The sequence below is a fragment of the Paenibacillus phyllosphaerae genome, assembly GCF_014192105.1.
Lineage (GTDB): Bacteria > Bacillota > Bacilli > Paenibacillales > Paenibacillaceae > Paenibacillus_Z > Paenibacillus_Z phyllosphaerae.
Genome location: NZ_JACHXK010000006.1, coordinates 86,813 through 106,316, shown reverse-complemented (window position 1 = coordinate 106,316; position 19,504 = coordinate 86,813). Strand labels below are relative to the sequence as shown.

General features: G+C 55.6%; 20 protein-coding genes and 1 pseudogene. 9 read left to right on the top strand and 12 right to left on the bottom strand.

The genetic code is table 11. The features are described from left to right. Nucleotides 1-21: 21 nt before the first annotated feature. Together FHS18_RS15125 and FHS18_RS15120 are read right to left on the bottom strand one after the other, a co-directional pair. Nucleotides 22-1,518 (bottom strand): UxaA family hydrolase, encoded by a 1,497-nt coding sequence (locus tag FHS18_RS15125; RefSeq protein ID WP_183600916.1) that lies wholly within the window; start codon nucleotides 1,516-1,518, stop codon nucleotides 22-24. Then, nucleotides 1,511-3,010 carry a tagaturonate reductase gene (locus tag FHS18_RS15120; RefSeq protein ID WP_246427666.1) on the bottom strand — a complete coding sequence of 500 codons (1,500 nt, stop codon included), beginning with the start codon at nucleotides 3,008-3,010 and terminating at the stop codon, nucleotides 1,511-1,513. Before FHS18_RS15120 ends, FHS18_RS15125 begins: the two co-directional genes overlap by 8 nt. Before the next feature lie 394 nt (nucleotides 3,011-3,404). Here FHS18_RS15120 and FHS18_RS35380 point away from each other — a divergent pair. Beyond that, nucleotides 3,405-3,928: pseudogene (locus FHS18_RS35380) on the top strand (transposase); the annotation flags it as partial. Between the two features lie 324 nt (nucleotides 3,929-4,252). Here FHS18_RS35380 and FHS18_RS15110 read toward each other — a convergent pair. From FHS18_RS15110 to FHS18_RS15090, 5 genes are read right to left on the bottom strand one after another with little or no spacing between them, the layout of a single operon-like run. Continuing rightward, on the bottom strand, nucleotides 4,253-4,552 hold the full coding sequence (locus FHS18_RS15110) for a spore coat protein (RefSeq protein WP_183600915.1): 300 nt from the start codon (nucleotides 4,550-4,552) through the stop codon (nucleotides 4,253-4,255). After that, on the bottom strand, nucleotides 4,549-4,758 hold the full coding sequence (locus FHS18_RS15105) for a hypothetical protein (protein ID WP_183600914.1): 210 nt from the start codon (nucleotides 4,756-4,758) through the stop codon (nucleotides 4,549-4,551). The genes FHS18_RS15110 and FHS18_RS15105 overlap by 4 nt, the downstream gene beginning before the upstream one ends. A 43-nt stretch (nucleotides 4,759-4,801) precedes the next feature. Beyond that, entirely contained in the window at nucleotides 4,802-5,938 is a 1,137-nt protein-coding gene (locus tag FHS18_RS15100) for a zinc-dependent alcohol dehydrogenase (protein ID WP_183600913.1), read from the bottom strand. Next, nucleotides 5,935-6,321, bottom strand: coding sequence for a spore coat protein (locus FHS18_RS15095; RefSeq protein WP_183601150.1), 387 nt, complete (start codon nucleotides 6,319-6,321; stop codon nucleotides 5,935-5,937). The genes FHS18_RS15100 and FHS18_RS15095 overlap by 4 nt, the downstream gene beginning before the upstream one ends. Nucleotides 6,322-6,371: 50 nt before the next feature. Further along, complete coding sequence (locus FHS18_RS15090; protein WP_183600912.1) at nucleotides 6,372-6,620, bottom strand: spore gernimation protein GerQ; 249 nt, start codon at nucleotides 6,618-6,620, stop codon at nucleotides 6,372-6,374. Between the two features lie 171 nt (nucleotides 6,621-6,791). Between FHS18_RS15090 and FHS18_RS15085 the strand changes: the two genes are divergently transcribed. Continuing rightward, nucleotides 6,792-7,667: an AraC family transcriptional regulator gene (locus FHS18_RS15085; protein ID WP_343060543.1), complete on the top strand. Its 876-nt coding sequence runs from the start codon at nucleotides 6,792-6,794 to the stop codon at nucleotides 7,665-7,667. Between the two features lie 107 nt (nucleotides 7,668-7,774). Here the strand turns inward: FHS18_RS15085 and FHS18_RS34385 are convergent, their stop codons facing one another. Continuing rightward, complete coding sequence (locus tag FHS18_RS34385; protein WP_246427664.1) at nucleotides 7,775-7,966, bottom strand: hypothetical protein; 192 nt, start codon at nucleotides 7,964-7,966, stop codon at nucleotides 7,775-7,777. Between the two features lie 20 nt (nucleotides 7,967-7,986). Then, entirely contained in the window at nucleotides 7,987-8,775 is a 789-nt protein-coding gene (locus tag FHS18_RS15080) for an MFS transporter (protein WP_246427663.1), read from the bottom strand. Between the two features lie 4 nt (nucleotides 8,776-8,779). On the opposite strand from FHS18_RS15080, the gene FHS18_RS15075 reads away from it, so the two are divergent. From FHS18_RS15075 to FHS18_RS15060, 4 genes are all read left to right on the top strand, one after another. Beyond that, the gene (locus FHS18_RS15075) at nucleotides 8,780-8,977 is read left to right on the top strand and encodes a MarR family winged helix-turn-helix transcriptional regulator (RefSeq protein WP_183600911.1); all 198 of its coding nucleotides are present in this window, start codon (nucleotides 8,780-8,782) and stop codon (nucleotides 8,975-8,977) included. Between the two features lie 71 nt (nucleotides 8,978-9,048). Next, nucleotides 9,049-10,248, top strand: coding sequence for an ROK family protein (locus FHS18_RS15070; RefSeq protein WP_183600910.1), 1,200 nt, complete (start codon nucleotides 9,049-9,051; stop codon nucleotides 10,246-10,248). A gap of 272 nt (nucleotides 10,249-10,520) precedes the next feature. After that, nucleotides 10,521-11,147, top strand: coding sequence for a chromate transporter (locus FHS18_RS15065; RefSeq protein WP_183600909.1), 627 nt, complete (start codon nucleotides 10,521-10,523; stop codon nucleotides 11,145-11,147). A gap of 10 nt (nucleotides 11,148-11,157) precedes the next feature. Then, nucleotides 11,158-11,694: a chromate transporter gene (locus FHS18_RS15060; protein WP_183600908.1), complete on the top strand. Its 537-nt coding sequence runs from the start codon at nucleotides 11,158-11,160 to the stop codon at nucleotides 11,692-11,694. A gap of 98 nt (nucleotides 11,695-11,792) precedes the next feature. Here the strand turns inward: FHS18_RS15060 and sdaAA are convergent, their stop codons facing one another. Together sdaAA and sdaAB are read right to left on the bottom strand one after the other, a co-directional pair. Further along, the gene (sdaAA, locus tag FHS18_RS15055) at nucleotides 11,793-12,668 is read right to left on the bottom strand and encodes an L-serine ammonia-lyase, iron-sulfur-dependent, subunit alpha (protein ID WP_183600907.1); all 876 of its coding nucleotides are present in this window, start codon (nucleotides 12,666-12,668) and stop codon (nucleotides 11,793-11,795) included. A 22-nt stretch (nucleotides 12,669-12,690) separates the two neighbouring features. Continuing rightward, nucleotides 12,691-13,245, bottom strand: a complete 555-nt coding sequence (gene sdaAB, locus FHS18_RS15050) for an L-serine ammonia-lyase, iron-sulfur-dependent subunit beta (RefSeq protein WP_343060542.1) — start codon at nucleotides 13,243-13,245, stop codon at nucleotides 12,691-12,693. Here sdaAB and FHS18_RS15045 point away from each other — a divergent pair. From FHS18_RS15045 to FHS18_RS15035, 3 genes are read left to right on the top strand one after another with little or no spacing between them, the layout of a single operon-like run. Then, nucleotides 13,201-14,073, top strand: coding sequence for a CdaR family protein (locus tag FHS18_RS15045; protein WP_183601182.1), 873 nt, complete (start codon nucleotides 13,201-13,203; stop codon nucleotides 14,071-14,073). The genes sdaAB and FHS18_RS15045 overlap by 45 nt on opposite strands. A gap of 38 nt (nucleotides 14,074-14,111) precedes the next feature. Further along, entirely contained in the window at nucleotides 14,112-15,860 is a 1,749-nt protein-coding gene (locus tag FHS18_RS15040) for an ABC transporter ATP-binding protein (RefSeq protein WP_183601148.1), read from the top strand. After that, nucleotides 15,844-17,691, top strand: coding sequence for an ABC transporter ATP-binding protein (locus FHS18_RS15035; RefSeq protein WP_183600905.1), 1,848 nt, complete (start codon nucleotides 15,844-15,846; stop codon nucleotides 17,689-17,691). Before FHS18_RS15040 ends, FHS18_RS15035 begins: the two co-directional genes overlap by 17 nt. A gap of 78 nt (nucleotides 17,692-17,769) precedes the next feature. Here FHS18_RS15035 and cysI read toward each other — a convergent pair whose 3' ends face one another. Beyond that, nucleotides 17,770-19,488 carry an assimilatory sulfite reductase (NADPH) hemoprotein subunit gene (gene cysI, locus FHS18_RS15030; protein WP_183600904.1) on the bottom strand — a complete coding sequence of 573 codons (1,719 nt, stop codon included), beginning with the start codon at nucleotides 19,486-19,488 and terminating at the stop codon, nucleotides 17,770-17,772. Nucleotides 19,489-19,504: the final 16 nt, after the last annotated feature.

Here is a 19,504-nt window from a genome sequence, read left to right as displayed (position 1 = left end):
GATTGAAGGATTCAGGGACGCTTACAGAATAACGCCGTCTTTGAAAATCGCGATCTCCCGGAAGCCGTTGCGCTCATTGTTCGTCTGACGTTCGCCGGATGCAATCGCAATGAGCTGCTGCCACAACGTCTCGTTCATCTCGCCCATCGACTTGTCCTCCAGCAGCTGTCCGGCATTATAGTCGATCCAGTTCTTCTTGTGCTGCGCCAGATCCGAGTTGGTCGCGATCTTCACCGTCGGTACCGGTCCGCCGAACGGCGTGCCGCGGCCGGTCGTGAACAGGACGATATGCGCGCCGGCTGCCGATAGCGCCGTCACCGACACCAGATCGTTGCCCGGCGCTTCCAACAGATTGAGCCCGTGCTTGCTTACGCGTCCGCCATAGCTGACCACGTCGTGAACGGTGGCGCGTCCGCCCTTCTGCGTGCAGCCGAGCGACTTCTCTTCGAGGGTGGTAATACCGCCCGCCTTGTTCCCCGGGGACGGATTCTCATAGATTTCTTGACCATGCCGGATAAAATATTGCTTGAAATCGTTGACGAGGCAGACGATATCCTCGAATACGGCCTGGTCGGCCGCGCGGTTCATCAGGATCGTCTCGGCGCCGAACATCTCCGGCACTTCGGTCAGAATCGCCGTACCGCCGTTTGCGATCAGCCGGTCGGATATCGTTCCGACGAGCGGATTGGCCGTAATGCCGGAGAAGCCGTCCGATCCGCCGCATTTGAGCCCCAGCTTCAACTTGGACACGGGAACCGGCTCCCGCTTGAATGTACTGGCGTAAGCGATCAGCTCATCGATCAGTTCAAGCCCCTTCTCCAGTTCATCCGCTTCCTCTTGCGCGCTCATGAACTTGACCCGGTTCGGGTCCACTTCCCCGATCGCTTCCCGGAAGGAGCCGATACCGTTATTCTCGCAACCGAGCCCGATGACAAGGACGCCGGCCGCATTCGGATGATTCACGAGCGAAGCGAGCAGCCTCTGCGTGTACTTCAAGTCATCCCCAAGCTGCGAGCAGCCGAATGGATGGCTGAAGTGGAACACGCCGTCGACACCATCGCCGCAGCGGTCATTGCCGCGCTTGGCTAAGATTTCGCATGTTTTGTTAATGCAGCCGACGGTGTTGATGATCCAGATCTCGTTGCGGATGCCGACCTCGCCATTAGGGCGAACGTAACCTTGGAAGACCGGTACGTCCGCTGCGGGCGCCGCCTGAATGACATCCGAATCCGGCTCATATTGATACTCGAGAATGGAGCCAAGACCGGTCTTCAGGTTATGCGTATGCACCCAGGAGCCAGCTGGAATATCCGTCTTGGCAAGACCGATCGAGTAACCGAATTTGTAGACATGCCCGCCAGCGGCTACCGGAACCGTGAGCAGTTTATGCCCCTTCGGTACGTCCTCCAACGTCTCGATAGCCTGGCCATTCTCCAGCTCGAGCGTCTCGCCCTTCACGAGCGGACGCAAGGCGATCACCACTTGATCGCGATCCGACAAGCGTACCCAATCATTCATGGAAATCACCCCGCTCCAGCTGTTCCATCTGCCGTGCGACGGCTTCCGTCAGACCGTTCCATTCGGACAAATCCTGCCCCCACAGTTCAACGTCTGCGAGCAGCGACTTCACGAGATCATCTCGCTGCGATTCGGCGACTCTAGCACCTTCCCAATGCGCCTCTATCCGCGCAAGCGACTTCTCATCATCGCGTACCGCATAAGTCTCTCCGTTCAAGCTAACGCCTTGATAGACGCCGTCTTCGTTCCGCGAGACGTTGTAGTAGCACAGCAGGGCAGCCAAGCTTAACGTCAATCCAGCCGGGATTTGCTTGCCTGCAGCCGCGTAATAGGCGAAGGACGGCAACAGCCGCGTCTTGAATTTGCTCACCGAATTCATCGCGATATCCGCAAGGCGATGACGGATGTACGGGTTACCGAAGCGGTCGAATACCGTGGCTGCGTAAGACTTGAGCTCCTCTTCCTCATATGGCAACGTCGGCAAAATATCCTCTTGCACGATATCGCGCACCTTCGCTCCTAGTACAGGGTGTTCGAGCAGCGCTCGGACATGCTCGACGCCGTGCAGCAATCCGATCGGCGCCATCCACGTATGCGCACCGTTCAGGATTCGCACCTTCCGCTGTTGGAACGGCGCGAGATCATCGGTCCAATGCACGTTAAGCCCTGCTTTCCGCAGCGGTAGAAGCGCTTCCATTTCCGCTCCGGCTTCGATCGCCCACAGATGATACGGCTCCGCGGTACACAGCATCGCGTCACGATACCCCCATTCCGCGAACCAGCTCTCCGCCTGCGACTCTTCCGGATACCCGGTAACGATGCGGTCGACGAGCGAGTTCAAGAAACGGTTGTGCTCTTGCACCCACGCACAGAAGTCAGCGGAGAACCGCCAATCCTTCGCATAACGGAGCACGGCGTCCTTCAGCACATCGCCGTTGCGCTCGAGCAGCTCGCACGGGAGCAGAATGAGTCCTTTGGACGGGTCGCCTTGGAAGGCTTGGTAGCGTTCATGCAGCAAGAATGCGAGTTTCCCCGGATAGGACAGGATTGGTCCGTCTGTTAATTCTTCCGGCCGATAGACAAGGCCCGCTTCCGTCGTGTTGGAGATGACGAACTGCAGATCGGGGCTGACCGCAAGCTCGATCAGACGCTGCCATTCCGAGTACGGGTCGAATACGTGAGCGAACACGCCGATCGTTTCTTTGCGCATGACGGTCTCTCCGTCCTCGAGCCCTTGCGTCACGAGCGTGTAGAGACCGTCTTGCCCAGCCAGCTGTTCAATCTTCGGCTTACCGGACGGTCTTGGCTGCGTTACCGCTACGCTTCCCGCGAATAGGCCTTGCCCGCGCAGCACATGTATCATCCAATCGGCGAATCCCCGCAGGAAATTGCCTTCCCCGATCTGCAGAATTTGTACCGGCGATTGCTTGAGCGATTCAATCACATCCTTATTCTGCTCCGAAAGCGTCGTCATTTCATTCGATAGCGTCATCGTGTATCCAGCTCCTTTTTCGATTGCCTCACCTTTTCTCCATTATAGGGTATCAAAATAGACAATCATATTGCTCCATTTTGCACATATATACTCAAATTTGATATATTCCGAACCTATCCCCATCGCTTATGGCTCATAGCAAAAAGGGGCTGTCTCATAAGTCATCATAGATGACGGTTGGGACGGCTCCGGTTCATTTTAAATCAGGTTAGGTTACCAAATTCACTGTGCAGTCAAATGTTCTTCCACTCGCTGTTGTTCAGGGATTCCTTGAATAATAAGCTAAGGTGGGAATCCCTTCACAAAGGCGACCGCTGGCGCTTCTCCAGAATCATTTGACCTGCTCCGTTTTGGGTTAACCTTCAAAACTTTAAAAGCAAAAGAATATACCATGGACCAGCTGTACTTGCCAATGGACTTGCAAGAAGATATTCCTCAAAACCATCTCGTCCGCATCATCAATGACGCCGTCAACCGTTTAAGTATGATCCTCTTCACCAAAGCTTACCCCGGCGGCAGCCGGGACAGCTTTCACCCTAAGATGCTTATGAAAGCATCATCTATGCGTACATCTATTCCTCTCGCCAAATCGCCAAAGCGGTGCGCGAGAATATGATGTTCATGTTGCTTGCCGCTAGACAGCGTCCAGATTTCCGTACCATCAATCGCTTCCGTTCCGAGCGAATGAAAGACGTGCTGGAGTCCGTTTTCACCACCATTCTTCAGTTTCTCGCCGAAGAAAAATACGTTAATTTGGAACACTACTTCGTCGATGGAACCAAGATCGAAGCTGAGAAGCAGGAGGAGGCTGCACTGAATGGCCTAGATCTCAGTGACCCTGAAAAAGCCGCGGCCATTACAAGCGAAAAGCTTGACCAAGCAGTTAAACAGCTTGAGGCCAAAGGAAATCGTAAAATACAAGTCAGCTTGAACTACCTACATATTAAACGGAAAGCCCGAGAACACCTGCATGAACCTGAGAGTGTGTTTGGGCAAATCAAAAACAACCGAGGATTTCGAAGGTTCCTGTTTCGGGGCTAGCTAAAAGTGCGCCTGAGGTCGGGTGGCTTTCGCTTGCCCACAATCTGCTGAAGAAAGCAGCAACAGATAAAATAGCAAAAGTGACCGTGCAGGTTTAGGACCCGCTCGGTCACTTTTTTGTTCAGATATCGAGCTATTTTAGGATTCACAAGAGTGAAAGTGAATCCTTATGGGTCAGCCCCTGCCGCTAAGCGTCGGCTAGAGCATGGGGACTTTCAGCGCCGTCTCGATGTTCTGCTGATCCAGACGGAACTGTTCCTCTATGTTCCATGGATGATACCAGCCGCGCTCGATCATGTAATTCATGATCCTCTCGTGCATGTCGATGGATTCTTCCAGATGTTTTGTCAGCATCGCCTTAACCTCCGGCGTACCGGATTCCGTAACCGCCATCGCGTAGTTGCGCACTCCGCTCTTGGCATTAATCAGCAAGTTCGTCGCGACGACCTGATCGGTCAACGTACTCATACCGGTCAAATGTTCAATGATCGTGTTCATGGCGCCACTCCCGCTTGGACGTAATTCGCCAGCACGGAATTCAACTCCTGCAGTTGCACATGCGTAAGCTCGACATCCTGCTGCATAATGTCTTTGAGCTCCGGGTCGGACACGAGGGCGCGCATCGTCTTGGATGTCGTCAGACAGATCGTTTTGAAGGCGGCAAGCTCATGGACCTCCAATGTCTCATGCAAGGCACTCTTCATCGTTTACCTCCTAGGTAACATCAAGCCATGCTCTTCCGCCAGACTAAGGCTTCAGCACGACCTTAATGCAGTTATCGACTCGCGTATCGAAAATTTCGTAGCCCTTCTTCGCTTCGCCGAGCGGCATGACATGCGTAACCACATCGCCCGGATCGACCTTGCCGGTGTTGATCAGCTCGTACATATAAGGCATATAATGAATGACCGGCGCCTGTCCGGTCCGCAGATTGACGTTCCGCTGAAAAATATCGCCGAGCGGGAAAGCGTTGTACCTTCCGGCATACACGCCGGTAACTTGAATCGTACCGCCTTTACGTACCGCCTGCGAAGCGATAACAAGGCCGCCCATGGCGCCGCCGTGCAGCTTCAATCCGGAGGCCAGCGATTCCATCGGGGTCATCTTCCCGCTCATGCCCGTGCAATCGATGACGATATCGGCCCCGCCCTTCGTCATTTCCTTGAGCACGTTGCCGACGTTCTCATGCGATCCGGCATTGACGACTTCGACGCTGTTCGTCCGCTTCGCATGCTCGAGCCGGTAATCCAAATAATCGACCGCGATGACTCGGCTTGCGCCTTTGAACCAGGCGAACTTCTGCGCCAGCAGGCCGACTGGCCCGCAGCCAAGTACAATAACCGTCTCTCCGCCTTTAACCCCGGCATTATCCACGCTCCAAAACGCCGTCGTCATCGCATCGGAGATCAGGCATAGCTTCTCGTCGGGATGTTCGCAATCTTCGGGAATTTTGAAATGAGTGAAATTCGCGAACGGCACGCGCAGCAGCTCCGCTTGGCCGCCCGGGAAGCCGCCTGTCGTACCCGAATAGCCGAAGAAACCGCCCATCTCGCCATTCTCGTTGGAGTTGTCGCATTGGCTTTCCAGATGATTTTGGCAATAAAAGCAATGTCCGCACGCAATGTTGAACGGAATGATGACTCTATCGCCTTTCTTCAGGTTGGCCACGTCAGGGCCGACTTCTTCGACGATGCCCATCGGCTCATGGCCAACGACGTAATCCTCCTGCAGATTCGGCACCATCCCATGGAACAGATGCAGATCCGACCCGCAAATCGCCGTCGTCGTCAGGCGGATGATCATGTCGTCGCCCTTCTCAATCTTTGGATCCGGCACGTCTTTCACAACGACGTTCTTGATGCCTTGATAGGTAACGGCCTTCATGCTTCGCTGCCCCCCATGTGTGCGTCCGGCGTGCGATCGAACATGCCTTTTCGAGACGTATCATCCGGGAAGAAGCGTTGTTTGCTTATCTCAAGCGTGTTCTGAAGGGACAGCATGTCGAGCTGGAACTGCTCCTTGAGCCCATAAGGATGGAACCATTTTTTGCGAATCATCAGCTCGCTGATCTCTTGATGCAGCGCAATGCCTTGGCGGAGCTGAGTCCGGAGCAAGGCGCGGAGATCCGGCGAGACCGACTCGGTCAGCGCCACCGACAGATTGCGAACCCCTTCCTTGACGCGCGAGAGAAAATCCATCGCGAACGTCATATCTGCCATCTCCGGCATATTCAGCGCATTGGCGGGATCTAGGTAATCCATCTTGATCGGATCGGCTTGCTGCATGTTCATGGTGTCTTCGAACTCCTTTGTCCGCATTAATTAAGAATTGGCGTCGGCCGAAATTCCGGTACAGGCGCATGGAAAGGAGCTTTCGCATAGACAGCCTGCAATTCCGCGATCGCCTGCTGCGTCTGCTGCACATCCTTCTCCATCAAGGCCCTCAGCTCCTGGTCGAAAACAAGCCCTTGCATCAGCTTCGACTTGGCGAGTCCCAGCGTCTTGAAGTTGATGATCTCGTGCAGATCGATCGCTTCATGTGCCGCCAATAGCTGCTGTTGATCCATTCCGTCATTCTCCCTTCAGAGCTGTTGTTCTTCGATAGCGTCTGTTATGACAATCCTTTCTATACCATTCACATGCTGACAGTCGTATTACCGTACGAATCGAACAGGAATTGCGTATTTATACGTTTTCTTGCTATGGTAGAAAGGTGAAATTAACGACGGGAGACGATTATGATGGAGCCCTTCCGCAAACCTTTTATTGGCGATCCGCTCTTCCCTTTTCATATTACGCATAAGACGCTCAAGCTCCCGCAATTCGAATTGCCCGACCATCTGCACGATCTTTACGAATTGGTGTACGTCTACGAAGGCAGCGGCACCTTCTTCATTGATCAAACGCTATACGACAAGAAGCCGGGCAACTTATTCCTCATTCCCGGCAATACGGTGCATCGCGCCAACCCGGAAGACGTTAACCCCATTCTGTCGAGCGCGATCTTCTTCTCTCCCGCAATGGCGGGCGCCGGCGCGTATGACGATTCTTATTCCTTGCTCCAGTGCTTCGATCTGGCACGCAAGCGCCGCTGCTTCAAATTCGAGCCGCCGGAGTATCTTCGCGACATGCTGGAGAGCACGCTACCCTATCTCCACGAGGAATACGAACGGCAACAGCCAGGTTATCGGGCCGCTATCCGGTTGGAATTGGGCCGTCTGTTGCTTGCGCTCAACCGGTATCTGAGCGAGCAATTCACCGACCGTCCGCTTGAGCATAAGCCAGGTCCGTCCTGGATCATTAGCACGCTCCATGATATCGATGCGCATCCCGAGCAGGATCACAGCCTGGCCGCCTGTTCGGCCAAGGCGGCCGTCTCGCAAGCGCATTTCTCCAGGGCATTCAAGCAATTCACCGGCATGAATCTCACCGACTACGTGAATGCCAAACGGATCATTCGGGCGAAGGAACTGCTGCTCGCTTCCGATGAGAACGTCTCAAGCATAGCGGAGAGATGCGGTATTTCGAGCCTCCCGCATTTTCACCGGACATTCAAGCTGCTCACCGGCTTCACGCCTTCCGCTTATCGGAAAACGACGACCCGCAGCGGCTAATCCGAGATGCCAACTGCCTGTATCGGCAGACGGTTCAGGCCGATGCCGATGCCATGGAACAGCAAAGAGAGCACCGCTATTGGTGCTCTCCGAGTTCCTCTCTTTCACTAAGACCGTTTCCGGCTAAACAACACATAGACGATACAGAACAGCACGACCACGAAGAAAGAATATCGATACATCGCTGCATAGCTGCTCGCTTCCGCAAGCCGACCGAGGATCAAGGCGCCTCCGCCGATCCCCAGATCGAATGCCGAATAGAACGTCGCATTCGCAGGACCTCGCCGCGCCGGTTCCACTCGGTTCAATACCCATGGCCTTAGCGGTCGAACAGCCTCCCGGAGATAAACCGGACGATGAGCAGACAGACGGCATTCAAGGTAAAGAAAAGACCGACGTTGCCGATATCGGCTTCTTCGCCGAACAGCGTAATGAAGCTGACGATCCCGCCGTAGACGATGCCGATCAGCAAACCAAGCATCGAAGGAAACAACGCCCGCGGCTCGAATAGCTGCGAACGGAAGGAAGGCTTCTCTTGTACCGGCTCCGCTCTGCCTATGCGAGAATCGACCGGTCTAGATTGTCTCTTCACGCCCCATACGCATAACAGCGATAACATCGTGCTGACGGCTGCGACGCCAATAACGCTAGGCATCCGCCATTCTCCGTTCAACAGCGCAAGCCCGATCGCCGGGGCCAACGCCATGGCCAGCGTGCTCGCAAGCCCGAAGAATCCGATGCCCTCTCCCCGCCGGCTTGCCGGAATCACATCCGAGGCGATCGTGCTCGACGTCACCGTAACGATTCCCCAACCGACGCCGTGAATGCACCGTGCCAACAGGAGCATGGCGACCGTAGCCGTCCAATGATAGGACGCAATAATGACAAAGCATAGGATAAGTCCTGCCGCGAGCCAGCCTTTCTTGTTCTGGCCCATAAGCGCGCCGACCAACGGCCGGGTGAACAAGGCGAATACGGTGAAGATGCTGATGATCAATCCGACGGCCGTATTGTCTCCGCCCAAGTCCAGCATGTAGACCGGCAACGTCGGCAATAACATTTGGAACCCGAAGAACAGGAAGAAGCTGGCTGCCGTAATCCGCGTCAACGCTTTGGAGCAAAACGGACTTCTTCAGCGCACGATCGACCCGAAGGATCGGCGCGCGACCATCCTAACGCTGACGGATAAGGCCAAGCCCCATATTCGGACGATTCGCGCCGTCACCGCGGAGATTTCCGAGAAGCTCATGGGGAAGCTCACCATCGAGCAGCGCCGGCAGCTGAAGGTGATGCTGCACGCGTTAGTTTAGCTTTATCCGCTCATTTTCATCATATATAATGGGTTTATCCTATGTCCTTACTTGGAAAATGAGGTATGACCATGACGATTCTTCCCTCCTTCCCGATCGCTTCTCCCAAGAAGCTCATCTATACGCATATTGCCCGTCAGGGAGTGACCTCCAAAGCCGAGCTGATGCCGCTGTCCGGCATGACCAGCAGTTCGTTAACCCGTCTGCTTGAGGAGATGGTGGCGGACAAGCTGCTTATCACCGGATATGGCCCATCCAGTGGAGGGCGAAGACCTATTCTCTATGAAGTGAATGCAGATTACGGCTATTTCTTCGGCCTGGATATCTCGCGTCGCACCTCCACGCTCGGGTTCTTCGATGCCAAAATGAATTCGAAAGCGCTCCTCCGCTGGCGCATGGACGAAGCGATGACCCCGGAGGCCTTGATCGACTATGTCGTGTTGAATATTCGATCCATCATGCTGGACCACCATATTCAACCGCATCAAGTCGTCGGGATCGGCATCGGAGCCGTCGGCCCGCTCGATCGGAAGACGGGCGTGATTATCGAACCATCCAACTTCCCCGCGCGAGGTTGGAATCAGGTGCCGATCTGCAAGCTGCTGGAAGAGCGGACCGGCATTGCCTCCCGGCTGGGGAACGGCGCGGATGCGGCTCTCATCGGCGAGCATTGGTCCATGCGCAGCGAGAATCTGCAGCACATGCTCTACGTGCATGCGGGCGTCGGCCTACGTTCGGCCATGATGTCGGGCGGCCATATCGTTCACGGCAGCGTCGATATGGAAGGCGCCGTCGGCCAGATGATCATCCAGATGGACGGCCCTCGGCTGCATGATCATGGCAACTACGGCGCTTGGGAAGCGCTTGCTTCCGTGCAAGCGTTGGAGAAACGGGCACGTGCGGTGGCCAAGACCGGCCGCGCCGATATTCCCGGCGCCGGGCAAGTTCCCCCGGAGCGCCTAACGTACGACGTGCTGCTGCAAGGCCTGCATAGCGGCAATGCCTATGCCCGCGAGATCTTCACCCAGTCCGCCGTCTGTTTCGGGATCGGGCTCGCGAATCTCATTAATGTGCTGCACCCGGAGTCCATCGTGCTCGGCGGCCCGCTTATTAACTCCCATGAGCTGTATTTCCAGACCGCGATCGATACCGCTAAGCGCAATATTTACTATTATCCTGACTATGTGCCGAGCTTCTCGAAAGGGAAGCTGCAAGAGGACGCCGTTGCCGTAGGTTCCGCCATGATGGTCTGGTCGAACATGGTCGTATAAGGAAGTGAACAACTGACAGACTGAAGCTTGGGATTCGTCCCCCATGCTTCAGCCTTTTTAATATTTTCATTTTGAAATAAAGTCCTCGGAATCCGATCTGATCTCCGCCTATTCCATAGCGTTCGCACCGGAATAATAACCATAAAACCGTCCAAACACCCCTCTTATAAATCTAATAAGGTTAATTGATAAATACGTCAGCTAAAGTTTATTTCAATTTGGATAAAAGCTGTTATACTTAGAGAAAAAGCTACCAAGGAGAGGTGGCAGCTATGAACGAACAGCTTCCAACAAGATTATCCGTATTGCTTCATCTATTCTGGATTTTCTTCCGGATCGGCCCTTCCACCTTCGGCGGCGGATACGCCATGATTCCGATTATCGAACGGGAGATCAGCCTGAAGCGGAATTGGATCGATCAACAGCAATTAAGCGACCTCATGTCGATGGCAGCCGCGGCGCCGGGAGGCGTCGGCGTCAATGCCTCGGCCTTCATCGGATACCGGATCGGCAAAGTGCCTGGCGCTATTGTAGCGACACTCGCGATTACGCTGCCCACCTTCATCATCGTCTTCCTGCTTAGCGCTTTGTATGCCGCATTTCAGCATGAACCGAAGGTGCAGGCGGCTTTCCAGGGGATTCACGCCGCGATTATCGGCCTTATGGCCGTCGCCGCCTACAAAATGGGCAAACAAGCGTTATTCGACCGGACGACGATCGCGGTTGCCGCATGTACGGTTGGCATCATGCTGATAACGGGTATCAACCCGACGGTGATGATCGCTGTTGGACTCGCGCTCGGGATCTGCCTGATCCGCCTGAAGAAGGCGCTCGGCCTTTCCGTGCAGACGGAGCGAACGACTCCGGATAATCAACCTATCATCGAATACTACATTTAGGAGTGATCGCATGCTGCACTGGCAGTTATTTCTCGCCTTCTTAAAAATCGGCCTTCTGTCCTTCGGCGGCGGCTATGCGGTCATCCCAATGATTCAATATGAATCGGAACGTTACGGCTGGCTGCCCGGCGAAGAGTTCCAACGGTTGGTTGCTCTTGCCGGCATGTCGCCCGGCCCCGTCGCTACGAACAGCGCGACACTGATCGGCTACGAGGCGGGCGGTTTGCTGGGCGCTATCGTCGCAACGGCCGGTATCGTTCTGCCTTCGCTTGTTATCGTCATCGTCATTGCCGCCTTCTTTTACCGCATGAACGCGAATATATGGGTCAAGTCATCCTTCTACGGTTTGCGCCCGATCATTACGGGATTGATCGTCTATGCGGCCATCCACTTCGGTCTCTCCAATCATTCGGATACGATCTACCATTGGTCTACCTTCGCGACCTTGCTGATCGGCGTCCTGGCCTTCCTCGCGATCGTCAAATACAAGCTCCACCCCTTCGGCGTCATTGCAGGGGCGGCCATTCTCGGCATTGTCCTCTTCTGAATGAATGTCCACGCAACCTTCCTCTTTTCCGCGAGACAACGCAAAAAAGGACCGTCCGCGCCTTTCAACCGGCGGACTGCCCCTTTCGCTACACGTATTCATCGTTTGCGCAGATTGTTCATGATCGCTTTCCCTGTCGGTGTTTGCGCCAGTCCACCGCCAGCCGTCTCGCGATGCTTCTCCGGCATGCTGGAGCCTACCTCGAGCATCACCTGAACAACCTCATCGGACGGGATGACGCTTCGTACGCCGGCCAATGCCATATCCGCCGCGGCGAGCGCCGTTACCGCGCCGAACCCGTTGCGGACGATGCACGGAATTTCCACTAGCCCTCCGACCGGATCGCAGATGAGGCCGAGCGTGTTCTTGAGCGCAAGTCCGACGGCGTGGATCGACTGAGCCGGCGTCCCGCCCCGCATATCGGTTAGCGCGCCGGCCGCCATTCCGATCGCCGAGCCGACCTCTGCCTGGCAGCCGCCTTCCGCCCCGGAGACAAAGGAGTTATTGGCGATGACGTATCCGATCGCGCCCGCTGCGAACAGGCCGTACACCATATGCTCGTCGCTCCAGCCGAACCTCTCCTGGCAACTGACGAAGACCCCGGGAATAATCCCGGCCGAACCGGCCGTCGGCGTGGCAATGATTCTCCCCATCGAAGCATTCACCTCGGACACTGCCAGCGCGTAAGCCATTGCGTCTCCTGCGGCTTTGCCGAGACTCATCTCCTGCCCATCGCCGAACGCCATGACCCGCTGCGCATCTCTGCCGGTCAGCCCGCTGCGGGAGGTTGTGTCTTCCGTCAATCCGCGTTTCACGGCTTCCTTCATCACGTTATAGTATTGCGCCATCAGTTCGAACTCCTGCTCCGGCGACTTGCCCGATTCCATCGCTTGCTCCTTGAGCATCAACCGCCCGATCGTGACTCCGCGTTCAGCGCTCAATACCGCCAACTGCTCCAGGCTGTGAAAATTCATGCTGTCTCCTCCTCTATACGCTCTAGCCTTTGCTCAAATCCACTTGGCGAATCGCCTCCACGTTATCCAGAGCGGACAACTCTCGCAGTAACGCTTCATCCAAATCCCCATCCAGTTCCAGCACCGTTAACGCATCGCCGCTTCTCGCCTTACGGTCAACCGTCATATGCGCAATATTGCAGGCATGCCGGCGCATTACATCCGAAACGCTGGCAATAATCCCGGTCCAGTCTTTATGACGGACGGCGATCGTGGGATAGTTCCCCGACATTCGGACCGTGAAGCCGTCGATCGCGATAATTTCAATATTGCCTCCGCCAATCGACACCCCTGTCATCGTCAGTTCTTCTTGGTCTTCCCCATCTCCGCTGGAAAGAATCAGCTTCGCCGTGTTCGGATGAGAGAACAAGCCTTTCCCCTCCCGGAACGCGATCGCCATGCCCGATTCCTCCGCCGCTTCCAGTGCCCGCGGGATACGGGGATTGTCCGTCTGATAATCGAGCAGCCCGCCGATAATCGCAACGTCGGTCCCATGGCCTTGATACGTCGCCGCAAAAGATCCGTAGAACAGCACCACGACCCGATCCGGCTGCTTCCCGAACAATTGGCGGGCGGAGCGGCCGATACGCGCCGCTTGGATTCATGCCATTCTGATGAAGTTGTCGCTCAAGAACAAAGGCACGACCGTCATTATGCGGGCGTTACCGCGGCTAATCCCCGCAATAAGACGTTCATCTCCATCGCTTCGGTCGCCCAGCGTTTTGCCTCCAAGCGCGAGCCTGCCGCCTACGATGAGGAGACGTCTGCCGGCACGTTCAGCCGGTATATCGTCCCGATTATAGCCGCCGACGCTTGCCTTGGTTATGTCGTCATCGAACTGAAGCGCGAGCTCAATACGCTCGACCGCCTCATTCTGGAACAAGGCCGATCGATCCTCTCGCTGGAGATGGTTCATAAGAAATCCCAAGCCGATTATTACTACAAGAAGGCATACGACCGGTTCAACGAGCTGCTCTCGCTGCAGGATCTTGCCATTCTTCGGCGCAAAGCTGGCGAGATGGGATTGGACGACACCCAGATCCTGTCCGCCATCTTGTTCGATCTGGTCCCTCTGTCGGATTTGCGCCTTACGAACGTCCAGATCTATCGGCTCGTCGCCTTGGTCAAAAAAAGTTGCCAAGATAAAGCGGCCGTCGTCTTCGCATTGGGAAGCCGAGTAACGGCGCTCGTCCAAGTCAGCGATCCCGCCGGGATGAAGGATCTGAAAGCGAGCCTAGCGGCTTTGTTCAAAGAATGGGAACATAGCGGAGAAGGAATGCTGCGGGCAGGCGTTAACGGGGACCAATCCCATCTTTTTCCGTATGAAAAGATGACATTTCGCCAGAATGGGAGTATCTTTCAATAGAGAGGTTCACCACGGAACGGGAGGAGCGTGTCATGGAATTGGCTTTTATGAAAAAATATGTAAAACGGCACTGGAAGCTGTTTCTGGTCGCCGTATTCTTCGTCATGCTGGAAGCGCTTGCGGATTTGCTGCAGCCGACGATCATGTCCTACATACTCGACCATGGCGTAGCTGAAGGCCGGATGGATTACGTCCTGCGCATGGGCGGGCTCATGCTGCTGATTACCGCATTCGGCGCGATTGCCGCGGCGATCCGCAACGTCGTCGCATCCCGGGTGTCGCAGAAGTTCGGCATGGAGCTTCGGGCGGATTTGTTCGCCAAGATCCAATCGCTATCGTCGCGCAATATCGACCAATTCGAGCGGGCATCGCTCATTACGCGTCTGACGAATGACATTACGCAGGTGCAGAACTTCGTGAACGGGCTGATGCGTATTTTCGTCAAAGCCCCGATCTTATGCATCGGGAGTCTGATTATGGCGGTACGGCTCAATATGCATTTGTCCGTGGTGCTGCTGGTGGTCATCCCGATCGTCGTCCTGCTCGTAGCCCTGAACTTAAAGATCGGGTTCAGCCGTTTCGTGAAAGTGCAGCAAGCGCTCGATAACGTGAACCGCATCATTCGCGAATATCTGTCCGGCGTCCGCGTCGTCAAAGCGTTCAACCGATTCGACTATGAAACCGATAAGTTCCAGTCGGCGAACCTCGATTATCAGAACCAATCGGTCCATGTGAACCGCCTGCTCGCGATCTTCAACCCGTCGATCCTCCTTACCGTTAATTTCGGGATCGCAGCCGTCCTCTGGCTCGGCGCCTCGCGCGTCAATGATCATCAGATGCAGGTCGGACATATTGTCGCTTTCGTAAACTACATGACGCAGATTTTGTTCGCTCTCATGACGATCTTCCTCGTATTCAACATGTTCGTCCGCGCCAAGGCTTCCGCGCTGCGCATCGGCGAAGTATTCAACGAAGTGAACCGGATTACTTGGGATAACGCCGCAACTCTGCCTCGCATGGAACAGGCTGGCCGCATCGAATTCGATCAAGTCTCCTTCTCCTACGAGGGCGCCTCAGGCGAACCGGTGCTGAGGAACATCACATTCGCTTGCATGCCCGGCGAGACAATAGGGATTATCGGATCTACCGGCTCCGGCAAAAGCACTTTGGTCAACCTGATCCCCCGCTTCTACGACGCGGATTCCGGGAGCATCAAGGTCGACGGAGCCGATATCCGCAAGCTGGATCCGGCCAAGCTGCGCGAGCGCATCGCCATCGTGCCGCAGAAGACCATTCTGTTCAGCGGTACGATCGAAGAGAACCTGCGATTCGGTAAGGACGAGGCCACGCAGCAGGAGATCGAACTGGCAGCCAAGATGGCGCAGGCAGATGCTTTTATCACCTCCTTCCCCGAAGGGTACCAGACGTTGCTCGGACAGCGCGGCGTCAACTTGTCGGGCGGCCAAAAGCAGCGGTTATCCATCGCTCGCGCGCTGGTCCGCAAGCCGGATATTCTCATCCTCGACGATTGCACCAGCGCCGTCGATACGGAGACGGAAGCGAATGTCAAAGAGGCGTTGGCGCAATATGCCAGCGGCGTCACTTGCCTGATCATCGCGCAGCGGATCAGCTCCGTGATGGATGCGGACAAGATCGTCGTCCTGGATGAAGGCGAAGTCGCAGGTGTCGGTTCGCATGCCTCGCTCATGGCCGGCAACCGTATCTATCGGGAAATATTCCAATCGCAATACGGGAAGGAGCTGCTCGTCCATGCCGACCACGAATGATAAGTCTAGCGCGCAGCAGCCTTCTGCCGCTGCCGCCATGCCTAGTCCGGGACAGCCGCGCGGCGGACGCGCTCCCGTCGTCAAACCGAGGAATTTCAAAGGTACGCTTCGACGTCTCTGGTCTTACATGGGTACGGAGCGTAAATGGTTGACCATTGTTTTCCTCTTCATCGCCGCTAACTCAGCCTTGACGCTTGCGGGTCCCTATCTCATCGGGGTAGCCGTCGATGCGATGGCAGGCGGACAAGTTGACTACTCCGTGCTCAACGTGACGATGATTGCGCTCATCAGCACCTATGTAGCGGACGGCGGGCTCGCTTTCCTCCACAGCTGGATTATGGCCGGCTTGGCCCAACGCGTCGTGATGCGTATGCGCCAGACGATGTTCGCGAAGCTGCAGAAGCTGCCGCTCGCTTACTTCGACGGCCGTTCACATGGCGATATCATGAGCAGGCTCTCGAACGATATCGATAATGTGAGCAACTCGATTTCGCAGTCGACGAGCCAACTGATGTCCGGCGTAATCGCCATTGTCGGTTCCTTCGCCATGATGCTGATCCTCAGCCCTTCGCTTACGCTGGCAAGTCTGATCACCGTGCCGCTTGTGTTCTTCTTGGCCAGGACGATTACGAAACGGACCGGCAAGTTATTCAAAGATCAGCAGGCGCAGCTGGGCAAGCTGAACGGGCATATCGAAGAGACGATCTCCGGCCTCTACGTCGTCCAAGCGTTCAATCGCGAACAGAGAGCTGTTGCGGATTTCGACGCCGTCAATGAGCGGCTGTACGACGTCGGCCTGAAGGCTCAAATCTGGTCTGGCTTCCTCATGCCGATGCTTAGCGTCATCAACAACATTGGTTTTGCAGCAGTAGCGATCGTCGGAGGCGTCCTAGCAGTGCAAGGCGACATAACCGTAGGGATCATTGCCAGCTTCCTCAGTTATTCCCGCCAATTCGTGCGTCCGCTGAACGATCTGGCCAATACGTACAATATTCTGCAGTCCGGCGTCGCAGGCGCCGAGCGTGCCTTCGAAGTGCTCGACGAGGCCGAGGAAGCAGCCGATGAGCCAGGCGCGGCGGAGCTTGTGAAGCCAAGAGGCGACGTCGTATTCAAGAACGTTACGTTCGGCTATCGTTCCGATGTTCCGATCCTTAAAGATGTCAGCTTTCGTGTTCCGGCCGGAGACAGTCTCGCGCTCGTTGGCCCAACCGGAGCCGGCAAGACGACGATCGTGAACCTCGTGACGCGCTTCTACGAAGTAACCAGCGGATCGATTACGATCGACGGACGCGATATTCGCACCTATTCCCGCGACAGCCTGCGCCGCAGCTTCGGTATCGTTCTGCAGGATACGTATCTGTTCTCCGGCACGATCAAAGAGAATATTAAATACGGCAATCCGGAAGCGACGGACGCCGAAGTGTATGCCGCAGCGAGAATGGCCAACGCCGACGTCTTCATTCAACGCCTTCCGAAGCGCTATGATACGCTCCTCTCCGAGAATGGCGGCAATCTGAGCCAAGGGCAGCGTCAGCTTCTCGCGATTGCGCGCGTTATCCTTGCGAACCCGTCAATCCTCATCCTCGACGAGGCGACGAGCAGCATCGATACGCGTACGGAGCTTCATATTCAAGAAGCGCTGCTCTCCATTATGAAGGGACGCACCAGCTTCATCATCGCCCATCGGCTGAACACGATCCGGGATGCGGATACGATCATGGTCATCGACCGCGGCGAAATTGCCGAGCAAGGCAGCCACGGCGCATTAATGCAGCATGAAGGCAAGTACCATCAGATGTTCGCCAATCAGTACAAAAATATCGAAGCATAAAACCATGCAAAAAGGTCCACGGGAAGCGAGCTGGAAACTCGCCTCTCGTGGACCTTATTTGTATGCATCATTAACTTCTTATTCGTGGAAATTGGTACCGTCGGTCGTCGCGGCGATAACGCCTGCGCGAATAACGAAGTCGCCAAAGTGTTCGCCGTTCTCGCGTTCTTGCGCATAGCGAGGAATCAGCACCTGGAGCTCGCGGAGGATCTCGTCCTCACCGATATTCTCCCGGTACATCTTGCTCAAGCGGCTGCCATTGAAGGCGGCGCCCAGATACATATTGTATTTGCCCGGCGCTTTGCCGATGAAGCCGATCTCGCCGAGCGCGTGGCGCGCGCAGCCGTTCGGGCAGCCGGTCATGCGGATCGTAATTTCTTCGTCCCGCAGTCCGTTCGCGTCCAGAATGTCGTCAATCTTATCCACAAGCACCGGCAGGTAACGTTCTGCCTCAGCCATAGCCAGACCGCATGTCGGCAACGATACGCAAGCCATCGAGCTGCGGCGCAGACCGGAGAAGCGCTTGCCGTCCGTCAGGCCGTAACGTTCGATCAGTTCGCTGATCTCTGCCTTCTTCTCAGGCGTGACATTGGCGATAATCAAGTTCTGATTTGCCGTCAAGCGGTAGTCGCCCGTGTGAACCTTCGCGATTTCGCGCAAGCCTGTCATGAGCGGATAGTCGGCGTCATCCGTGATCCGGCCGCCTTGCACGAACATGGTGTAGTGCCAGCTGTCGCCTACGCCCTGTACCCAGCCGTAGCGGTCGCCGTTATCGTTGAAGTGGAACGATTTTGCTTTTTGCAGCTTCCAGCCCAAACGACGTTCCAACTCGGCCTTTACGTTCTTAAGTCCGAGACGGTCCACCGTATATTTGAAGCGGGCGTTCTTACGATGCGAGCGATTGCCGTAGTCGCGCTGTATCGTAATGATTTTCTCGGCCACGTCCACAATCTGTTCCGGCTTACAGAAGCCGATAACCTTCGAGAGCTGCGGATACGTTTCCTTGTCGCCATGGGCCATCCCCATACCGCCGCCGATAGCAACGTTAAAGCCGACCAGCTTGCCGTCTTCGACAACCGCGATATAACCCAAGTCCTGCGAGTAGACGTCAATATCGTTGGAAGGCGGTACGGCAATGCCGATCTTGAATTTGCGCGGCAGGTAGAGCGGACCGTACATCGGTTCGACTTCATCCTGCTCGGGGCTCGAAGCGACCTTCTCTTCATCTAGCCACAGCTCATGATACGCGCGCGTCCGCGGCAGCAGGTCGTCGCTAAGCCGTCTTGACCATTCGTACACCTCTGCATGGACGTCGGACTGATACGGGTTCGGATTGCACATGACGTTCCGGTTAACGTCCCCGCACGCTGCGATCGTATCGAGCATCGACTGATGAATCTCTTGAATCGTCTTCTTCATGTTCCACTTCAGGATGCCGTGCATCTGGAACGTCTGACGCGTCGTCAGCTTCAACGTGCCGTTGCCGTACTTGTTCGCCAATTCATCCATGACGAGCCACTGTTCCGGCTGCGCCACGCCCCCCGCCATACGTACGCGGAGCATGAACTGATAGGCCGGCTCAAGCTTCTGCTTCTGACGCTCGTTGCGCAGATCGCGGTCGTCTTGCAAGTAGCTGCCGTGGAATTTCATCAGTCGGTTATCGTCATCGGAGATGCCGGAGCTAAGCGGCTCGAGCATCGATTCGGCCAAGGTTCCGCGCAGATAGTTACTTTCATGCTTGATACGTTCAACATCGCTCGGAGGTCCATCCGGCCTGCTTAATTTTGTAGTTGCCATGCTAAGTAATACTCCT

Bases quoted from the DNA above. Each gene is read 5' to 3' on its own strand.
- FHS18_RS15125 (WP_183600916.1), bottom strand. From the start codon at position 1,518: ATGAATGATTGGGTACGCTTGTCGGATCGCGATCAAGTGGTGATCGCC.
- FHS18_RS15120 (WP_246427666.1), bottom strand. From the start codon at position 3,010: ATGACGCTATCGAATGAAATGACGACGCTTTCGGAGCAGAATAAGGAT.
- FHS18_RS15110 (WP_183600915.1), bottom strand. From the start codon at position 4,552: ATGAACACGATCATTGAACATTTGACCGGTATGAGTACGTTGACCGAT.
- FHS18_RS15105 (WP_183600914.1), bottom strand. From the start codon at position 4,758: ATGAAGAGTGCCTTGCATGAGACATTGGAGGTCCATGAGCTTGCCGCC.
- FHS18_RS15100 (WP_183600913.1), bottom strand. From the start codon at position 5,938: ATGAAGGCCGTTACCTATCAAGGCATCAAGAACGTCGTTGTGAAAGAC.
- FHS18_RS15090 (WP_183600912.1), bottom strand. From the start codon at position 6,620: ATGGATCAACAGCAGCTATTGGCGGCACATGAAGCGATCGATCTGCAC.
- FHS18_RS15085 (WP_343060543.1), top strand. From the start codon at position 6,792: ATGATGGAGCCCTTCCGCAAACCTTTTATTGGCGATCCGCTCTTCCCT.
- FHS18_RS15070 (WP_183600910.1), top strand. From the start codon at position 9,049: ATGACGATTCTTCCCTCCTTCCCGATCGCTTCTCCCAAGAAGCTCATC.
- FHS18_RS15065 (WP_183600909.1), top strand. From the start codon at position 10,521: ATGAACGAACAGCTTCCAACAAGATTATCCGTATTGCTTCATCTATTC.
- FHS18_RS15060 (WP_183600908.1), top strand. From the start codon at position 11,158: ATGCTGCACTGGCAGTTATTTCTCGCCTTCTTAAAAATCGGCCTTCTG.
- sdaAA (WP_183600907.1), bottom strand. From the start codon at position 12,668: ATGAATTTTCACAGCCTGGAGCAGTTGGCGGTATTGAGCGCTGAACGC.
- FHS18_RS15045 (WP_183601182.1), top strand. From the start codon at position 13,201: ATGGCCTTGATACGTCGCCGCAAAAGATCCGTAGAACAGCACCACGAC.
- FHS18_RS15035 (WP_183600905.1), top strand. From the start codon at position 15,844: ATGCCGACCACGAATGATAAGTCTAGCGCGCAGCAGCCTTCTGCCGCT.
- cysI (WP_183600904.1), bottom strand. From the start codon at position 19,488: ATGGCAACTACAAAATTAAGCAGGCCGGATGGACCTCCGAGCGATGTT.